The 19304-nt window shown below is 41.1% G+C and carries 12 protein-coding genes and 3 rRNA genes; 12 read left to right on the top strand and 3 right to left on the bottom strand.

The window, feature by feature from the left end; genetic code table 11:
- Positions 1–346 precede the first annotated feature (346 nt).
- The 5 genes from RI844_RS08075 to RI844_RS08055 are packed head-to-tail and all read left to right on the top strand — an operon-like array spanning position 347 to position 5414.
- Positions 347–931 carry a GspH/FimT family protein gene (locus tag RI844_RS08075; RefSeq protein WP_348397934.1) on the top strand — a complete coding sequence of 195 codons (585 nt, stop codon included), beginning with the start codon at positions 347–349 and terminating at the stop codon, positions 929–931.
- Positions 931–1731 (top strand): PilW family protein, encoded by an 801-nt coding sequence (locus RI844_RS08070; RefSeq protein WP_348397933.1) that lies wholly within the window; start codon positions 931–933, stop codon positions 1729–1731. Before RI844_RS08075 ends, RI844_RS08070 begins: the two co-directional genes overlap by 1 nt.
- Complete coding sequence (locus RI844_RS08065) at positions 1731–2906, top strand: PilX N-terminal domain-containing pilus assembly protein (protein WP_348397932.1); 1176 nt, start codon at positions 1731–1733, stop codon at positions 2904–2906. The genes RI844_RS08070 and RI844_RS08065 overlap by 1 nt, the downstream gene beginning before the upstream one ends.
- 5 nt (positions 2907–2911) lie before the next feature.
- Positions 2912–4993 carry a prepilin-type N-terminal cleavage/methylation domain-containing protein gene (locus RI844_RS08060; RefSeq protein WP_348397931.1) on the top strand — a complete coding sequence of 694 codons (2082 nt, stop codon included), beginning with the start codon at positions 2912–2914 and terminating at the stop codon, positions 4991–4993.
- Entirely contained in the window at positions 4980–5414 is a 435-nt protein-coding gene (locus tag RI844_RS08055) for a type IV pilin protein (RefSeq protein WP_348397930.1), read from the top strand. Before RI844_RS08060 ends, RI844_RS08055 begins: the two co-directional genes overlap by 14 nt.
- A 150-nt stretch (positions 5415–5564) precedes the next feature.
- Here RI844_RS08055 and nadE read toward each other — a convergent pair whose 3' ends face one another.
- Positions 5565–6395 carry an ammonia-dependent NAD(+) synthetase gene (gene nadE, locus RI844_RS08050; RefSeq protein ID WP_348397929.1) on the bottom strand — a complete coding sequence of 277 codons (831 nt, stop codon included), beginning with the start codon at positions 6393–6395 and terminating at the stop codon, positions 5565–5567.
- 194 nt (positions 6396–6589) lie between these two features.
- On the opposite strand from nadE, the gene glnB reads away from it, so the two are divergent.
- On the top strand, positions 6590–6928 hold the full coding sequence (gene glnB / locus RI844_RS08045; protein ID WP_348397928.1) for a nitrogen regulatory protein P-II: 339 nt from the start codon (positions 6590–6592) through the stop codon (positions 6926–6928).
- An 88-nt stretch (positions 6929–7016) separates the two neighbouring features.
- Here glnB and RI844_RS08040 read toward each other — a convergent pair whose 3' ends face one another.
- Positions 7017–7781, bottom strand: coding sequence for an outer membrane protein assembly factor BamD (locus RI844_RS08040; RefSeq protein WP_348397927.1), 765 nt, complete (start codon positions 7779–7781; stop codon positions 7017–7019).
- A gap of 176 nt (positions 7782–7957) precedes the next feature.
- Between RI844_RS08040 and rluD the strand changes: the two genes are divergently transcribed.
- From rluD to clpB, 3 genes are all read left to right on the top strand, one after another.
- The gene (gene rluD, locus RI844_RS08035; RefSeq protein ID WP_348397926.1) at positions 7958–8932 is read left to right on the top strand and encodes a 23S rRNA pseudouridine(1911/1915/1917) synthase RluD; all 975 of its coding nucleotides are present in this window, start codon (positions 7958–7960) and stop codon (positions 8930–8932) included.
- 12 nt (positions 8933–8944) lie between these two features.
- The gene (pgeF, locus tag RI844_RS08030) at positions 8945–9712 is read left to right on the top strand and encodes a peptidoglycan editing factor PgeF (protein WP_348398330.1); all 768 of its coding nucleotides are present in this window, start codon (positions 8945–8947) and stop codon (positions 9710–9712) included.
- Between the two features lie 137 nt (positions 9713–9849).
- Entirely contained in the window at positions 9850–12423 is a 2574-nt protein-coding gene (gene clpB, locus RI844_RS08025; protein WP_348397925.1) for an ATP-dependent chaperone ClpB, read from the top strand.
- A 54-nt stretch (positions 12424–12477) separates the two neighbouring features.
- Here clpB and RI844_RS08020 read toward each other — a convergent pair whose 3' ends face one another.
- Positions 12478–12906, bottom strand: coding sequence for a DUF4124 domain-containing protein (locus RI844_RS08020; protein ID WP_348397924.1), 429 nt, complete (start codon positions 12904–12906; stop codon positions 12478–12480).
- Positions 12907–13760: 854 nt separating this feature from the next.
- On the opposite strand from RI844_RS08020, the gene RI844_RS08015 reads away from it, so the two are divergent.
- From RI844_RS08015 to rrf, 3 genes are all read left to right on the top strand, one after another.
- Positions 13761–15303, top strand: a 16S ribosomal RNA gene (locus RI844_RS08015).
- Positions 15304–15864: 561 nt separating this feature from the next.
- Positions 15865–18753, top strand: a 23S ribosomal RNA gene (locus RI844_RS08010).
- A gap of 215 nt (positions 18754–18968) precedes the next feature.
- Positions 18969–19083 (top strand): 5S ribosomal RNA (rrf, locus tag RI844_RS08005).
- Together the 16S, 23S and 5S rRNA genes form the textbook arrangement of a ribosomal RNA operon.
- Positions 19084–19304: the final 221 nt, after the last annotated feature.

Below are 19304 nucleotides of genomic sequence, written 5' to 3'. Positions count from 1 at the left end.
TCCTTGTTTTTAAATTCACTAATAATTAATAGTCGATAATCTACATTTTATCTAATTTTATTTACTGCGAATTTATTCTCACCCATGCTTTAAGCCCTTTATCTAGATTAAAAAAGTAAAAGAATTAATAATTTATACGCAAAAAATAGTAGTTCGGCACATTTAGTGCTAATTTATATATAAGTACAAAAAGATCATCATATTTAAATTTACTAAAATGGAAGATGATCTTTTTCATGAACGAACGAACAAATTAAAAAAATAACAAAGCACATTATAGGATATTACGTTGCGATACAAAGGAAGCGCTACCAATGCTAAAGGCATTGGTAGGGGTATTGAGACAATGAAAAAAGTACGTGGTTTAACATTAATAGAACTTCTTATCACCATACTCATTCTGAGTATTTTGGCGGGCGTTGCCGGGCCCAGCTTTTTAGAATCTTTCGATAAACGCAAACTCATCAGTGCTACTGAACATCTTTATTCCTATTTGCAACAGGCCCGTAGTGAATCTTTAAGTCGCTCAAAAACCATTTATTGGAGTGCAAGCACACTGCGTTCAAAAAAATGGGCTTTTGGTATGAGTGAGGATGCTTTTTGCAACCCATTAATTACAACAAACACCGATGCTAAAGCATGTGTGTTACCGATCGATAATGGTGATGGTGTTTATAACGCCGAAGATGATGCTGTTCTTCATCGTCTTTCTGGTCTCGATTTTGATGAAATCAGCATTAAGAGATCGTACAGTTCTTCTACTATTGACGCTATTGAGTTTGACTCTACCCGAGGCACAACAAATTTAGGTGGCTACCGCTATTACACCTTAACGTCTGAATTGGGCAATAATGTACAAATTAGACTTTCTATAATTGGCACAATAACGATTTGCTCTGATGATCTTAGCGATTATAAGGATTGTAGCTAATGCTTAAAAATACTAATAAATTATCATTCAACAAAGGTTTTACTTTAATAGAATTATTATTAAGCATGATCTTTGGTTTAATTGTACTCTCTGGCGTTATTTACGTTTATCTGGCAGTTATTGTCAGCTCTTCTGAAACGTTAAAGTCAACTAAATTAAACACCCAGTTAATGACCATTATGTCGGTGATGGTCAATGATATTCGCAGAGCTGGTTTTTGGGATAACCCTAACGCGTTACCTTCTGCAGATAACCCATTTAATGTTGATGATGATACTCTTCTTACGATATTTTCTAGTGCGACTGCCAGTGTCGATGAAAATACTGATACTGACGGTTATTGTTTGTTATTTACATACGATAAAAATGGAGACGGCAGTGTTGATGCTGCAGGCGATGTTGAATACTTCGGCTTTCGCTATAGCCGCAGTGACGGTGCTGTCGAAATGGCAGTAAATACGGCGCAGGTACCCGCTATCACTTGTAGTGGTGGTACATGGCATTCATTAAGTGATCCAGAGTTAATAGAAATTACCTCATTAACCTTTAATCCGGCCGAGTCTGCTTGTGTAAATTCATCGGAGCCAGATGGCTTAGACTCTGTTTCTGATGCAGATACAACCGTTGATGACGATGGTGAAAAAGATTGCTATACAGTAACGCCTACTGTAGGTCAGATGACTGTTGAAACAAGAGAGATTCTCATTACACTAGCAGGTAGGTTAAAGAGTGACTCTGAAGTGACTGCAAAAATTAAACAAACCGTTCGAGTAAGAAATGATGTAGTGAGGATGAGATAATGGCTGTCCTTAATAAAAAAAACATAAGTATCAAAAGTATTAAAAAACAGCAAGGTATGGCAGTGCTTATCACGTCGATAATACTGCTCATTTTAATAACCTTGGTGTCTTTATACCTTGCCCGCTCAATTTTATTAGAACAGAAGCTGGTAAATAACGATGTTAGAGCAAAATATGCATTCGAGTCGGCAGAATCTGCTTTAAATATTGCTTTTACCGAGCTTGGTAGTGGCGATTATTTTAAAGAAGATGGCACTGAGGGCGGCATTACCGATACCAATAATGATGGTGTTAATGATTCAAATGAAATTGCATTTACCAATGGTTTTGCTGAAGTTGATGTTGAAATATCTGTAGTAAATGACTTAAACCATTACAAAGTTACTTCCATTGGATTTGCTACGGATGGAACTGCGAGCCGAACCGTAATATCTGAAATGCAGTTTATCAGCCCTATAGTAAACACGCCTGACAACCCAATAAGTGCAAAGGGTAATGTATTCTTTGATGGTTCTGGCACTGTGCATAACCTAGAAGGGCACAGTACCATATGGAGTGGCAGTGATGTGCAGCTTAAATCTTCTGGTTCGAAAAAAACCTATATAGCCAACCCGAATGACCCTAATTACCCAGGTTGTATGGATACCCAAGATACCAACCCATGTGGTCAGGTTTTATCTTCTGATGGTTCAAAAGTTGGCCTTGATGTTATTGAGCATGACACTGATTTAGCCAATTTAACCAGCGATGAAATGTTCATAAACTTTTTTGGCTTACCGCCCGAAGCTTTTAAAGAAACAATGGTATCCGTTGAGTGTACAGAAGCAAACTGGGACTCTTGTGCCAATGGCGCAGAAGGTGAAGTTATTTGGGTTGATGGTGATGTGGTTTCAAATGGTGGGGTTATAGGCTCTATGGATGAACCTTCCATCTTAATTGTTGATGGTAATGCAACTTTTAAGGGGACCCCAGAGTTTTATGGTTTAGTATTTGTTACCGGCAATCTAGACGTTACCGGTAATACGTCTTTTTTTGGGGCTGTAATAGTGAATGGCGCAGCATCAGAATCTGGTAGTCTAGATATTTGGTACAATTCAGGCCTTTTAGAGGATTTGAGTGAAACTGGTCCTGCAGTTGTTACGGCTGGCAGTTGGATTGATTTTGTAGCGGAGTGATAAAAATGAACAATAAAAACTTAAAAGGCTTCGGTTTAATTGAGGTGCTTGTTGCTTTAGCTATTATGGCCGTGGGTCTATTAGCTGTTGCTTCTTTACAAAGTAGTTTAGTAAATGACAGCAATGCCAATAAATTAAAAGCAGAAGCCATGGCGTTAGCACAAGAAAGAATTGAGCAATTACGAAACTATACTGATGATGGTTTAACGGAAAGTGATTTTAATACAATTTTTGCCGTCGGCACCGATAAAAATGCGACTAAAATTGCTGGTAGTAATGCCAGATTTCTTCGAGCTGAAACTATTGCCGAAATTGACGATAGAAAAAGTATCACGGTAAACGTGAGCTGGACAGATGCTCAAGGAGCTGCGCAAATAGTTTCTTTAGATACGCAATTGTCTTGGATATCGCCAAGCCTTTCTGGGGATATTGAGACAATAAAAGAAAGTGAAAACTATGTACGCTCTGCAACAGGTCGAGCTAAACTTGGTGAGGGACAAGTAACCGATGAAGAATTTAATAAAGACAACAATTTAATTAGTTACTCCAATGGCGATACTACCGGCCTGTTAGATAGGAGCGATGGCGATTTACGGTTAACGTCTGGTAATGACGTTGTGCTGACTCTTGAAGATGCCTGTGAAATTGTTGATAACGAACGTACTGGTACTCCTTGTACCGGGTTTGCCGAAATCTCTGGACGTATTTATGTTGATCAAAATAACACTAATTTTGACATTAAAGATATTTTTGTAATCGCCTCCGATGCTGCCTATTGTCAACGCTATTACCTTGATTCCAATAACGCCGCTGTTGCTGTAACGAATGATACCAGCCATACATTATTCACCGATCCGAATAAGGCTTTTGAATATTACGAATATACCTGTTATTTGGGCGGCGGTTGGCATGGAAATGTTGGTTTATTGCAGTCGCAAAGTAATGAAAATCAAACCGCAATTTTAGATGGTTGTATGGGCGACCCCTATGCCACAGACCCTAATTTAACGCCAAAAGTTGCCGTTCGTCGAGTATATCGTGGCATGGCTTTCAATGGAGACAGTAACGGTAAACCTACTGTAAATAGCGATGGTTTTCCTATATATTATTCTATCGGGATCAATGATGCGTTAATATTGCCTGCCGAGGGCGACCCAGGCCATGATTTTTTTATTACTGCGGTTTCAAACTCTAATGAACAAGATTGTATTACCGCGATGCGGGTTCCTGATGCTGATATTGATGGGGCAACTGGAGCCAGATTTGAGGGAATGCCGACAGATTTCTTTTGTTTAAACCAAGACTCGAATTATATGGATCATACTAAAATCGATACCTTTGGTTATAAATATGATGACTATTGCCCATATGATCCTAGTGACCCACCATTAAAAATTTATGAACTCAGTGGCGATATAGCTGTTACCGGTACTGATTTACTCGAAGACGATTTATTAGCAGGCATATTTGTTAATACTTCAGACCGTGCCGGAAATTGTTCTGTTGCTTATAAAAGCGTTGCCGATAAAACTCATACCTTAAATTTCAGTTGTAATGTCTTTGATTGGGGCGAAGGATGGGAAGGCGCAATAAACCTTTCTTCAATTATTGCTGATTTTGAATGCCTTGACTATCAGCAAAGTTTCCCAGCAGGAAGAGAGATCTTTGCTGATCAAGTTATTAATAATTTCACCTGCCGTGTTGGCGCTGAAGTTGATCCCCCTGTTGTTGAACCTGTTAACGTTCTTGTTAGTGGTTCTGTACTTGGTGAAACTGGTAAGCTTGCAACGATAACTTTCACTATAACTAACGGTACCAGTGTCAATTGTGATAAAAACATATATAGTTGTATCGCGGCCGCAAATGGCACACCATGGTCAGGTGTTTTATATGTAAATAGCTCACATAAAAATAATACACCGTGTATCGGTATTCCAGATGCATTAGATAGTGCTCAATATTCAATAATTTCAGCATCTAATAATGGTAAAGTAACGTCAATTCAGTTCTCTGATATTAGTGATGAATTAATAAAATTGAATATAGCGATTACTAAAAATAATGAGGCGTGCAGTGTTTACCTTTAAGAAAAATAATACCAAAGGTTTTAGTTTAATTGAGTTAATGGTAGTGGTCGTTATTGTGGGCATTATTGCCGGAATAGCTTACCCTTCGTTTAGTGATTCGATGATGAAAGCAAGGCGGTCAGACGCGAAAAGTGCCATGCTTGGTTTAATTTTGTCACAAAGTAAATTAAGAGGCAGTTGTGCGACCTTTGGCAGTGCAATAGGTGGCGCCAATAATTGTGCTTCTAACACGGTAAAGGGCATTTCTACCAGTGAAAATGGCTATTATCAATTAAAAATTACTGGTGCCTCAGGTAACGCTTATACCATTACCGCGACGGCTCAAGGAGTTCAAGCTAAAGACACGGGTTGTACAGCGTTAACGATAGCTGTTAGCGCAGCAAATCCGAAAGGTTTAAAAGGTCCCACGTCTTGTTGGTAATAAATAGCTAAGATTTAAAATGTTACTACTAACTAAAAAGTAAAACCTGCTTCAAAAGCAGGTTTTTTATTTCAGGGAAGCAATAACTTAGAATTGCCAGAGATGGTTCGAATTCTGTTATTTTATATGCCCCTATAAATTTTTAAAATATTAATCGTAAATAGTTGGGATAGGCTGACGCTTGTGCTGAGTGTTGTTGTATATATTTATTAGTTTATCAACCACGTCATGGCTAACCGTTTTACCTTCAAGAAAGTCGTCAATATTATCGTAACTCAAGCCTAAAGCAGCTTCATCTTCTTTGCCAGGAGCTAGCTCTTCTAAATCAGCAGTAGGTGGTTTTACTATAAGTTTTTCAGGTGCACCCATAGTTCTGGCAAGTAAGCGAACTTGACGTTTGCTTAAACCAAACAGTGGTGCCATATCACAAGCGCCATCGCCCCATTTGGTATAAAAACCAGTAATATTTTCAGCACTATGATCAGTGCCAATGACCAAGCCTCCTAATATTCCAGCTAAATGGTATTGCATAACCATTCGAGTTCGGGCTTTTACATTACCCTTGGAAAAGTCTAACCGGTGGGCATTTGCTGCTAATAAACCACTATCTTCTAATATTGTAACCGCTTCTTGATGAATGCCATCAACACCTGCCATAACGTTGGTTGAGATACATTGACTTGGTTGAATAAATTTTAATGCTAATTGCGCATCATCTTCATCCGCCTGTACGTTATAAGGTAAACGCACGGCAATAAATTTAAAATCATTGCCATGTTCTTCATTTAATTCATTAACTGCGAGTTGTGCTAACCGGCCACATGTTGATGAATCTACGCCACCACTAATCCCTAAAATTAAATGTTTTAAGCCAGAATTAACTAATTGTTCTTTAATAAAATTAACTCGGCGAGTAATTTCTACTTTCGCATCAATTTCTGGCAATACTTTCATCTCGCTAATGATAGCTTGGCGGTTCATAGGTGGCCCTTAAAGCGGTATTTAAAAAATCATTTTATCAATGTTATTCTGGGCTTGCTATGTTGTAATTTAAAAAAAATAACTATATCAGGCATTTTCTAACTTTATTTGCTGTAAAAGCTATTTATATTGTATAAATATTGGTTAGAATGGAATCATTGATAAAATTTTGTTTATATAGGAACTGTAGAATAATGAAAAAAATCGAAGCCATTATCAAACCATTTAAAATGGATGATGTACGAGAAGCTTTAGCAGAAGAAAATATTACTGGCATGACAGTTTCTGAAGTGAAAGGTTTTGGCCGTCAAAAAGGTCATACTGAACTTTATCGTGGTGCAGAATATATGGTTGATTTTTTACCAAAAGTAAAACTTGAAATAGTTGTTGCCGACGATGATGTTGAACGCTGTGTAAATACAATTATAGAAACTGCACAAACAGGAAAAATTGGTGATGGTAAAATTTTCGTTACTAACGTAGAGCGAGTTATTCGTATTCGTACTGGCGAAGAAGATCAACAAGCGATATAACAAATCTACTTCACATTAAAAAACGGCGTTCAAATGAACGCCGCTTAATTTAGAAATAAATAAACTAAAAATTAATAGTCCTAAGTCCTTAATTTCCACTTACCGCAGGGTTGTTAGGGTAATTCAACGCCAATACTTGCCTAGCATTACGTTTTAAATCGTCTAACCCCAAAATTTCATAACATTCAATCATGAGCACAAGTGCATCTTCAACTTGCTCACCTGGACCAAAATATTCAACAATGTAGCGGCCACGGTTTGCTGCTGCTGCATACGCTTTACGCTTCATGAAAAATCGTGCGGCCGCTAGTTCATAATCGGCTAAACGACTTTTTATCGATATCATACGCTTGCGCGCATCAGAGCCGTATTTACTGTCAGGATAAACTGTCAATATTGTTCTAAAATCATCAAACGCTGCACGTGCATGCTTCGGGTCTCTATCACTGCGATCAATACCGGCCATTTCTTGGAATAAATTTTCTTCTAAAGAAAGGTTCATTAAGGCGCGCATGTAATAAACGTAATCGACATTTTTGTGGCCAGGGTTTAAGCGTAAGAAGCGCTCTACTAATGCTGTTCCTTGAGCAACGTCTCCAGCTTTGTAATATGCATAGATTAAATCTAACTGTACCTGATGAGAAATTGCACCAAATGGGTAACGTGAGTCAATAGCTGATAAAATTGGAATTGCTTTCTGGTATAAACCGTTATCAAGTGCATCTTTAGCATCTAGGTATAAAGCTTGTGCAGATTTATCTGGTACTTTTTCAATATCTTCAGGCGATGATGAACACCCAGCTAAACTTAAAAATAAAGATAATGTAGCGATTTTTAATGTAAACTTGTTCATATATAGGTTGTCTATTGCGACCCTTTAAAAATAATTATGAAAGCCCTGCTTAAAGCAGGTAAAATACTTTACTAATGTACTTAGTAAAGTATAAGAAATAATGTGTAAACATTCTAACCTAGCTTTCGTGCCTTGCACAGTGCTAATTAACTCAGTGCTAATTAATAGAGACTTTAATGGCTGAAAATATTCAACACCAAGACGTAGTACCAGATTCATGCTTAGGTAAACGTCTAGACCAAACAATTGCGCAAATGTTCCCCGATTATTCAAGATCTCGTTTAAAAGACTGGATATTAGACGGAAGTGTTGCTGTAAATGGCGAAGTAATCACAAAAGCGCGTGTAAAAATGGCCGGTGGTGAAACAATTACTTTAAATGCTGAACTTGAAACTGAAGTTCATCACGAAGCACAAGCTATTGAGCTCAATATTGTTTATGAAGATGAAGATATTCTGGTAATAAACAAACCCGCAGGCCTAGTAGTACATCCTGGTGCTGGTAATCATGATGGAACTGTATTAAATGCATTGTTGCATCATTGTCCAGGACAAGAGTTGCTTCCACGTGCCGGTATAGTTCATCGTTTAGATAAAGATACAACAGGCTTGATGGTTGTTGCTAAAACAATTGCAGCTCAGACCAACTTAGTAGAAGCGCTACAGGCTCGAGAAATTACTCGTGAATATGAGGCCATTGCCAACGGCATTATGACTGCTGGTGGCATCGTGGATGAGCCAATTGGCCGTCACTCGACTAAACGCACTGCTATGGCAGTGACTATTTCGGGTCGTCCTTCTGTAACTCATTATCGCGTTATGGAAAAATATCGTCTTCATACTCGTTTGCGTTTACGCTTAGAAACCGGTCGTACCCATCAAATTCGTGTTCATATGTCATTTATCGGACATCCGTTAGTTGGCGATCCTGTTTATGGTGGACGTCCAAGACCTCCAAAAGCCGCGAGTGGTGAATTTTTAGATGAACTGCGCGGCTTTAAACGCCAAGCTCTACATGCAACTATGCTGTCTTTGTATCATCCAATCAATGGCGAGTTAATGACATGGCATGCAGAAATACCTGAAGATATGGTGATCATGAATGCCGCGTTAAAAGAAGATCTTCGCTTAAACCCTGTCGAAGAATTCTAACTATTGTCTAGTGTGTCTAATTCCGCTTCTAACTCAATATTAAATAGTGGCGTGCTAAATATAAACTTGCCAACACAACAACGTGTGTTGGCAGTTACTACTACTCGTAAAAGTGGCTATAGCATAGCTCCCTTTAATAGCTTTAATCTTGGCGACCATGTTAATGATGCCGAGCAGAAGGTTAGTTTAAATCGACAAAAGTTAGCTCAACAGTTACCGCAAAACTGTAAAATTCAATGGTTAAATCAAGTTCATGGCAATGAAGTTGTCAATGTAAAAGCAATTTCAGCAACGCCTTTAACCGCAGATGCTTCTTATACAGATAAAGAAAATATTGCTTTGGCAGTATTAACCGCAGACTGCTTGCCAATTTTTTTAGTAAACTACAGCGGTAGTGAAATTGCTGCAATTCACGGCGGTTGGCGACCATTAGCAGCTAACATTGTTGCCAATACGGTTAATCTTTTTAAAGACAGCCCTGAAAACATAACAGCGTGGTTAGGGCCTTGCATTGGTGAACAAGCTTTTGAAGTGGGCATTGAAGTAAAACAAACATTTGAAAACTTAGCTCCTTCATTTTCTCAAGCCTTTGTTGAACATTCTGATGGCAAGTTTCTTGCTAATTTGCACTTACTCGCAACTCTACAATTACAGTTACTAGGAATAAATAATATTAGCAGTTTAGCTGAATGTACTTATAGTGATCAGGATAAATATTTTTCTTATCGAAGAGATGGGCAAACCGGGCGTATGGCGTCTGTGATTTGCTTGTCCGCATAAATTTTACCCAAAATTCTAGCCATACGTTTTAAAAAACTTCATCATTGCCATTGAAAACTCCAAACTTTGTACTTATTTAATAAGTAGAAGAAACTAAAAACCATATAGTTTGTATGGTTAAAAGTAGGAGTATTTTCATGCGTTTAGACAAACTCACTCAAAAATTTCAACAAGCTCTTGCTGATGCTCAATCGTTAGCGTTGGGAAAAGACCATCAATTTATAGAGCCGGCTCATTTAATGTTAGCGCTACTGAACCAGTCAGGTGGTTCAGTGTTACCGATCTTAAAAAACTGTGCTGTTGATGTCAGTAATTTTCGTAATAAACTGACCCAAATTTTAGAAAAAATATCGCCGGTAGAAGGTGTGGGTGGTGAAATTCAGGTTTCTAATCAACTTGCCACATTATTAAATCTTTGCGATAAACTATCGCAAAAACAGAATGACAAATTTATTTCTTCTGAAATATTTCTTTTAGCAGCCTTGCAAGATAAAGGTCGATTAGGGGAGTTGTTAAAACAATTATCGTTAAAAGAAAAACAAATTCAAACCGCAATTGAAAAGGCCCGTGGCGGCCAAACTGTCGATGAGCCTAATGCTGAAGATACACGCCAAGCACTTGATAAGTACACTATCAACTTAACCGAGCGCGCAGAGCAAGGTAAATTAGACCCGGTGATTGGCCGCGATGAAGAAATTCGTCGTACCGTGCAAGTGCTACAACGTAGAACTAAAAATAATCCGGTATTAATTGGTCAGCCAGGCGTTGGTAAAACGGCTATTGTTGAAGGTTTAGCTCAGCGTATTGTTAATGGTGAAGTCTCTGAAGGCTTGAAAAACAAACAAGTACTGTCTCTAGATATGGGGGCTTTAATTGCTGGTGCTAAATATAGGGGAGAATTTGAAGAGCGTTTAAAAGCCGTGTTAAGTGAACTTGCCAAAGAAGAAGGGCAGGTGATTTTATTTATCGATGAATTGCACACTATGGTCGGCGCGGGTAAAAGTGATGGCGCAATGGATGCTAGTAATATGCTAAAACCTGCTCTCGCTCGAGGAGATTTGCATTGCGTCGGCGCAACAACTCTCGATGAATATCGCCAATATATCGAAAAAGATGCAGCCCTTGAGCGTCGCTTTCAAAAAGTATTAGTTGAAGAGCCTAGCGTTGAAGACACTATTGCCATTTTACGAGGCTTAAAAGAGCGATACGAATTGCATCATAGTGTCGACATTACTGATCCTGCCATAGTTTCTGCAGCAACTTTATCTCATCGTTATATCAGCGATCGTCAATTGCCAGACAAAGCAATTGATTTAATCGATGAAGCGGCTTCAAGTATACGAATGCAGATGGATTCTAAGCCGGAAGATTTAGATCGTATTGAGCGCCGTTTAATTCAATTAAAGCTTGAGCAAAAAGCTATAGAAAAAGAAAGTGATGCTGCTTCAATTAAACGCTTACAGCTAATGGAAGAAGAAATTAGTGATAATCAACAGCGTTTTGATCAACTGGAACAAATTTGGAAAAATGAAAAAGCGTCTGTTTATGGAACTCAAACCATTAAAGCTGATCTAGAGCAGGCTCGTTTAGATCTGGAAGTTGCGCAGCGCAGTGCTGATTTAAATCGCATGTCTGAATTGCAATACGGCCGTATACCTGAATTAGAAAAGCAATTAGAAAATTCCGTGAATGCCGATGAAATAGAGCTGACTTTATTAAAAAACAGAGTCACAGATATTGAGATAGCAGAAGTGTTATCTAAAGCAACAGGAATACCCGTTGCTAAAATGCTTGAAGGCGAGCGTGATAAGTTATTGCAAATGGAGTCGCAACTACAGAAGAAGGTGATAGGTCAAAGTGAGGCACTAACCGCGGTATCGAATGCAATTCGCCGGTCTCGGGCTGGACTTTCTGATCCTAATCAGCCAATAGGATCATTTATGTTTTTAGGTCCAACGGGGGTAGGTAAAACTGAGCTTACCAAAGCATTAGCTAATTTCTTATTTGATTCTGAAGACGCGTTGATCCGAGTAGACATGTCAGAGTTTATGGAAAAGCATTCAGTCGCTCGCTTAATTGGTGCTCCGCCTGGTTACGTTGGTTACGAAGAAGGGGGCTATATAACAGAGGCTGTTCGCCGTAAGCCTTATTCAGTGATTTTATTAGATGAAATTGAAAAGGCTCACCCAGATGTATTTAATATTTTATTACAAGTTTTAGATGATGGTCGTTTAACTGATGGGCAAGGCCGTACCGTTGATTTTCGAAATACCGTCATTATCATGACTTCAAATATGGGCTCAGATCTTATCCAGGAATTAGCAACTGAAAGCACCTATGATGACTTACGCAATACTGTAATGGGCGTTGTTGGTCAGCATTTTAAACCAGAATTTATAAATCGTATCGATGAATCAGTAGTATTCCATCCATTGAATGCAGAGCAGATTAAGCAAATTGCTAATATTCAAATCAAACAATTAGCACAGCGCTTAGTGGAAAAACAATTGTCACTAGAGGTAAGTGATGATGCATTAGCTAAAGTTGCGCAAGTCGGCTTTGATCCCGTTTATGGAGCAAGACCACTTAAAAGGGCAATTCAACAATATATTGAAAACCCGTTGGCTCAGGAATTATTATCAGGCAAGTATTCACCTGAAGATGTTATCGCAATTGAGGTAGGTTCGGATGGTAAACTGATAATAAATTGATAGGGTAGAGAGTTACTTTTCAGTTCTTCTGTAAAGAGTTGGAGTTGAAGTTATCTATTTACAGTAAGCTTCAACTTCCTTTTCACTTTGGCGGATACGTTGAATTCTTTCCTTGTCAGTCAGTAAACGTGATTTACCGCTTTTTTCGGTTACTTCTACTTTAGCAAAATCATTTAATGTTCGAAGATTAGCTTCTGCGTTTTTGCATTTTATATTAGAGGCTTGGGCAACTTGGTTACTTAACTGCTTTTCTTTGGCTTCAGCAGAAACCGATTCTTTTAGAGGAGCTTGTACGGGGGAATAGGTAGTTTCAATAGTAATTTCAGCAAAGTCATCTTCAAGAGGTTCGTGTTGACCATAATGGACAACATTATTCTCGTCCACCCAGCGGTAAACGGTAACTTCTTTTGCTTGAGCTAATAGAGTAGTATAAGCGGTGAAGATGCCAACCAATGCTACTAATATTGAGAATTTCCTATTCATACCCTTCCTTTGAGTAAATCATCTATAATATTGAACGGTGGATGAAATTAACTTATAACAGTTGTTTGATAAATGTACAACTTTAAGCCCCCCCGCTAATAAACAATAGTATAAGGTAAAAACTGCACTAATATGTAGCAAACTTTAAATTAAAAGCTTAGTTGTAAGCTTCTATTGATATACACAGTAAATTTTAGCCATTTGTTAAGCTTTTGACTATAAAATATACGAATAAACATTTATTTTAATTTATTTGCAAAAAGGTATTGACGGCGGCGCAAAAATCCCTAAAATGCGCATCCACTTCCACAGGGAATCTCACCAAGTTACGGTAACGTTACTGCAGAGCAACCAACGGTAAGTTGTGTAGATAGTTTGTAATGATGAAGGTAAGTTTTACTGAGTTGCAAACGACAACAATTAAATTCGAAATTATTGAAATTAACTGTTGACATCAACACTGGATGGCGTACAATGCGCATCCACTTCAGGCAAGGCTACTAGCCGGTTTGAAGCAAAAGAGACTAACGAATGCGATTAGCTCTTCGTTCGAATAGAACGGTTCTTTAACAATTAGTTATCATGCAATTTGTGTGGGCACTCACATTAAGATTGATTTACAACATAGATACTTACTCTTAGGAGTAATTGTCGAAATCACTTAATGATGATGAACACACAAACAAATTAATTTTTCTTTATTTAGCGATGAAGATTAATTAGTACGTTTTAGTATCATTCGCTTCGATTGATACGAAACAGTTTTGAACTTACTTTTTTAAAAGTGAGAACAAGATATTCAGAATTCATTGAGTAGATGCGAACTTGTTTCGTGTCGATATGTAACAACTTTTTAATTGAAGAGTTTGATCATGGCTCAGATTGAACGCTGGCGGCAGGCTTAACACATGCAAGTCGAGCGGAAACGAGAAGTAGCTTGCTACTTCGGCGTCGAGCGGCGGACGGGTGAGTAATGCTTGGGAATATGCCTTTGAGTGGGGGACAACAGTTGGAAACGACTGCTAATACCGCATAATGTCTACGGACCAAAGGGGGGGATCTTCGGACCTCTCGCTCATAGATTAGCCCAAGTGAGATTAGCTAGTTGGTAAGGTAAAGGCTTACCAAGGCGACGATCTCTAGCTGGTTTGAGAGGATGATCAGCCACACTGGGACTGAGACACGGCCCAGACTCCTACGGGAGGCAGCAGTGGGGAATATTGCACAATGGGGGAAACCCTGATGCAGCCATGCCGCGTGTGTGAAGAAGGCCTTCGGGTTGTAAAGCACTTTCAGTTGTGAGGAAAGGTTAGTAGTTAATAACTGCTAGCTGTGACGTTAGCAACAGAAGAAGCACCGGCTAACTCCGTGCCAGCAGCCGCGGTAATACGGAGGGTGCGAGCGTTAATCGGAATTACTGGGCGTAAAGCGTGCGTAGGCGGTTTGTTAAGCAAGATGTGAAAGCCCAGGGCTCAACCTTGGAACTGCATTTTGAACTGGCAAGCTAGAGTATTGTAGAGGGTGGTGGAATTTCCAGTGTAGCGGTGAAATGCGTAGAGATTGGAAGGAACATCAGTGGCGAAGGCGGCCACCTGGACAAATACTGACGCTGAGGCACGAAAGCGTGGGGAGCAAACAGGATTAGATACCCTGGTAGTCCACGCCGTAAACGATGTCAACTAGCTGTCTGTAGACTTGATCTGTGGGTAGCGCAGCTAACGCGATAAGTTGACCGCCTGGGGAGTACGGCCGCAAGGTTAAAACTCAAATGAATTGACGGGGGCCCGCACAAGCGGTGGAGCATGTGGTTTAATTCGATGCAACGCGAAGAACCTTACCATCCCTTGACATCCAGAGAATTTTCTAGAGATAGATTAGTGCCTTCGGGAACTCTGAGACAGGTGCTGCATGGCTGTCGTCAGCTCGTGTTGTGAAATGTTGGGTTAAGTCCCGCAACGAGCGCAACCCCTATCCTTATTTGCCAGCGAGTAGTGTCGGGAACTCTAAGGAGACTGCCGGTGATAAACCGGAGGAAGGTGGGGACGACGTCAAGTCATCATGGCCCTTACGGGATGGGCTACACACGTGCTACAATGGCAGATACAGAGGGCAGCGAGACCGCGAGGTGGAGCGAATCCCAGAAAGTCTGTCGTAGTCCGGATCGGAGTCTGCAACTCGACTCCGTGAAGTCGGAATCGCTAGTAATCGTGGATCAGAATGCCACGGTGAATACGTTCCCGGGCCTTGTACACACCGCCCGTCACACCATGGGAGTAGGTTGCAAAAGAAGTAGCTAGTTTAACCTTCGGGAGAACGGTTACCACTTTGTGATTTATGACTGGGGTGAAGTCGTAACAAGGTAACCCTAGGGGAACCTGGGGTTGGATCACCTCCTTACCTTAAGTAGACAACTTAATGAGAGCGCAAGCTCTGCGAGTGTTCACACAAATGGCATGATAACGATTGAAGAATGAGTGAGGCAGAATGTCTCCTGAATTTATTTCAGGATCTCCATTAGCCCACTGAGAATTCAAAATTAAATAGAACCTGAAACAAGTTCAGGAAGTAGATATTTAGTTTTGAGTTTTTAACTCAAATTAATGCCGAGTGCGTGCATTGATTATTTCTTTAACAATTTGGAAAGCTGATATTAAACCCGATAATTTGTGGTTATGACCTCCAATCATAACTTGCTCTTTTTATTAAGAGTGCAAATTATCACGACAACTAACTTGTTAGTTGTCACTGAGTTGTTTTATACAACAACTCAACATTATAACTAGCAACTCTTATCGTGTTGTTAGTTGTTCTTACTCAAGGCTCACAGTTGTTTGTGAGTTTGACACCTAAGTTAAATTGGGATGTCAACATTCTTATGAATGCGTGAAAATGTCAGACTTGCAACTTAGTTCGGTTTAGTCACCGAACAGTCTTAAAGGAAACTTTTTGGGGTTGTATGGTTAAGTGACTAAGCGTATGTGGTGGATGCCTTGGCAGTTAGAGGCGATGAAGGACGTGTTAATCTGCGAAAAGCTGTGTTAAGCCGATAAAAGGCGTTATAGGCACAGATGTCCGAATGGGGAAACCCACCCGTCATCAGGCGGGTATCGTAATGTGAATACATAGCATTATGAGGCGAACCGGGAGAACTGAAACATCTAAGTACCCCGAGGAAAAGAAATCAACCGAGATTTCGTTAGTAGCGGCGAGCGAACGCGAATCAGCCCTTAAGCTATTTGGGCGTTAGTGGAATGTTCTGGAAAGGACAGCGATACAGGGTGATAGCCCCGTACACAAAAACAACCTAATAGTGAAATCGAGTAGGTCGGGACACGAGAAATCTTGACTGAATATGGGGGGACCATCCTCCAAGGCTAAATACTCCTAACTGACCGATAGTGAACCAGTACCGTGAGGGAAAGGCGAAAAGAACCCCTGTGAGGGGAGTGAAATAGAACCTGAAACCGCATACGTACAAGCAGTGGAAGCCGGATTTAGTCCGGTGCCTGCGTACCTTTTGTATAATGGGTCAGCGACTTATGTTCTGTAGCAAGGTTAACCGAATAGGGGAGCCGTAGCGAAAGCGAGTGTTAACTGCGCGTTTAGTTGCAGGGCATAGACCCGAAACCCGGCGATCTACCCATGGGCAGGTTGAAGGTTGAGTAACATCAACTGGAGGACCGAACACACGTATGTTGAAAAATGCGGTGATGACTTGTGGGTCGGAGTGAAAGGCTAATCAAGCCGGGAGATAGCTGGTTCTCCCCGAAATCTATTTAGGTAGAGCCTCGCACGAACACCATTGGGGGTAGAGCACTGTTAAGGCTAGGGGGTCATCCCGACTTACCAACCCTTTGCAAACTCCGAATACCAATGAGTGATATGCGGGAGACACACTACGGGTGCTAACGTCCGTTGTGGAAAGGGAAACAACCCAGACCGCCAGCTAAGGTCCCAAAGTCATAGTTAAGTGGGAAACGATGTGGAAAGGCATAGACAGCTAGGAGGTTGGCTTAGAAGCAGCCATCCTTTAAAGAAAGCGTAATAGCTCACTAGTCGAGTCGGTCTGCGCGGAAGATGTAACGGGGCTAAACTATGCACCGAAGCTGCGGATTTAATCTTAGGATTAAGTGGTAGGGGAGCGTTCTGTAAGCCGTTGAAGGTGAATCGTAAGGTTTGCTGGAGGTATCAGAAGTGCGAATGCTGACATGAGTAACGATAAGGGGAGTGAAAAACTCCCCCGCCGAAAGACCAAGGTTTCCTGTCCCATGTTAATCAGGGCAGGGTAAGTCGGCCCCTAAGGCGAGGCGGAAACGCGTAGTCGATGGGAAACAGATTAATATTTCTGTACTTCTATATATTGCGAAGGAGGGACGGAGAAGGCTAAGCAAGCATGGCGCTGGTTGTCCATGTGAAAGTATGTAGGTTGTGAGTTTAGGTAAATCCGGATTCACTGAGACTGAGATACGAGACGAGACTCTACGGAGTTGAAGTTGTTGATGCCATACTTCCAGGAAAAGCTTCTAAGCTTCAGATATATAGGAACCGTACCCCAAACCGACACAGGTGGTTAGGTAGAGAATACTAAGGCGCTTGAGAGAACTCGGGTGAAGGAACTAGGCAAAATAGTACCGTAACTTCGGGAGAAGGTACGCTCTCTAGTGTGAATCCCTTGCGGAGTAAGCACAGGAGAGTCGAAGTAACCAGGTGGCTGGAACTGTTTATTAAAAACACAGCACTGTGCAAAATCGAAAGATGACGTATACGGTGTGACGCCTGCCCGGTGCCGGAAGGTTAATTGATTGGGTTAGCTCTGCGAAGCTCATGATCGAAGCCCCGGTAAACGGCGGCCGTAACTATAACGGTCCTAAGGTAGCGAAATTCCTTGTCGGGTAAGTTCCGACCTGCACGAATGGCGTAATCATGGCCACACTGTCTCCACCCGAGACTCAGTGAAATTGAATTTGCGGTTAAGATGCCGTATACCCGCGGCTAGACGGAAAGACCCCGTGAACCTTTACTATAGCTTGACAGTGAACATTGCTCCTACATGTGTAGGATAGGTGGGAGGCATTGAAACCGCGTCGCTAGATGTGGTGGAGCCAATCTTGAAATACCACCCTTGTATGCGTGATGTTCTAACCTAGGGCCCTTATCGGGCTTGGGGACACTGTCTGGTGGGTAGTTTGACTGGGGCGGTCTCCTCCCAAAGAGTAACGGAGGAGCACGAAGGTTAGCTAAGTACGGTCGGACATCGTACGGTTAGTGCAATGGCATAAGCTAGCTTAACTGCGAGACAGACACGTCGAGCAGGTACGAAAGTAGGTCATAGTGATCCGGTGGTTCTGTATGGAAGGGCCATCGCTCAACGGATAAAAGGTACTCCGGGGATAACAGGCTGATACCGCCCAAGAGTTCATATCGACGGCGGTGTTTGGCACCTCGATGTCGGCTCATCACATCCTGGGGCTGAAGTCGGTCCCAAGGGTATGGCTGTTCGCCATTTAAAGTGGTACGCGAGCTGGGTTTAGAACGTCGTGAGACAGTTCGGTCCCTATCTGCCGTGGGCGTTTGAGAATTGAAGAGGGCTGCTCCTAGTACGAGAGGACCGGAGTGGACGAACCTCTGGTGTTCGGGTTGTCACGCCAGTGGCATTGCCCGGTAGCTATGTTCGGAACTGATAACCGCTGAAAGCATCTAAGCGGGAAGCAGGCTTTGAGATGAGTTCTCACTGGGACTTTAAGTCCCCTAAAGGGTCGTTGGAGACTACAACGTTGATAGGTCAGGTGTGTAAGTGCTGTGAGGCATTGAGCTAACTGATACTAATTGCCCGTGAGGCTTAACCATACAACACCCAAGCAGTTTTGTTTGAGGCTGTATGGTCTGACAAAGAAATGTGGAAACACATCACGCATTAAAGAATAGAGTAAGTACGGTTTAATATTGTTTTTTCCAAATTAGTTAGAAGACTGATGCTCGGTAAGCGTCAGTAGGTCCTGAAATGAATTCAGGACAAAAAACTTCTAGCAAGCAAAAGAGCTTCTTTTGCGAAACGTTTTTTGTCTGGCGACAATAGCACTGTGGAACCACCTGATCCCATGCCGAACTCAGAAGTGAAACGCAGTTGCGCCGATGGTAGTGTGGGAGTTCCCATGTGAGAGTAGGTCATCGCCAGGCTCCTAATTACGAAAAGCCCCTAGCTAACGCTAGGGGCTTTTTTACGTTAGCGAGATTTAAAATATTCTTCGAAAAAGTACACCGTCATTCCGCAATGCTTTTGTGCTGAACCTCCTGACGCATATCGTGCTTTCAAAATATGAGTTTTTAGAACCACAGCTCGCTCAATGAGGTCCCGGACATCGCTAAAGCTCTTCCGGGATGACGTGGTTTAAGTTAAT

The sequence above is a fragment of the Thalassotalea fonticola genome (genome assembly GCF_032911225.1).
Lineage (GTDB): Bacteria > Pseudomonadota > Gammaproteobacteria > Enterobacterales > Alteromonadaceae > Thalassotalea_A > Thalassotalea_A fonticola.
The sequence above is the reverse complement of the archived record's forward strand: the minus strand, read 5'-3'. Positions and strand labels throughout refer to the sequence as shown.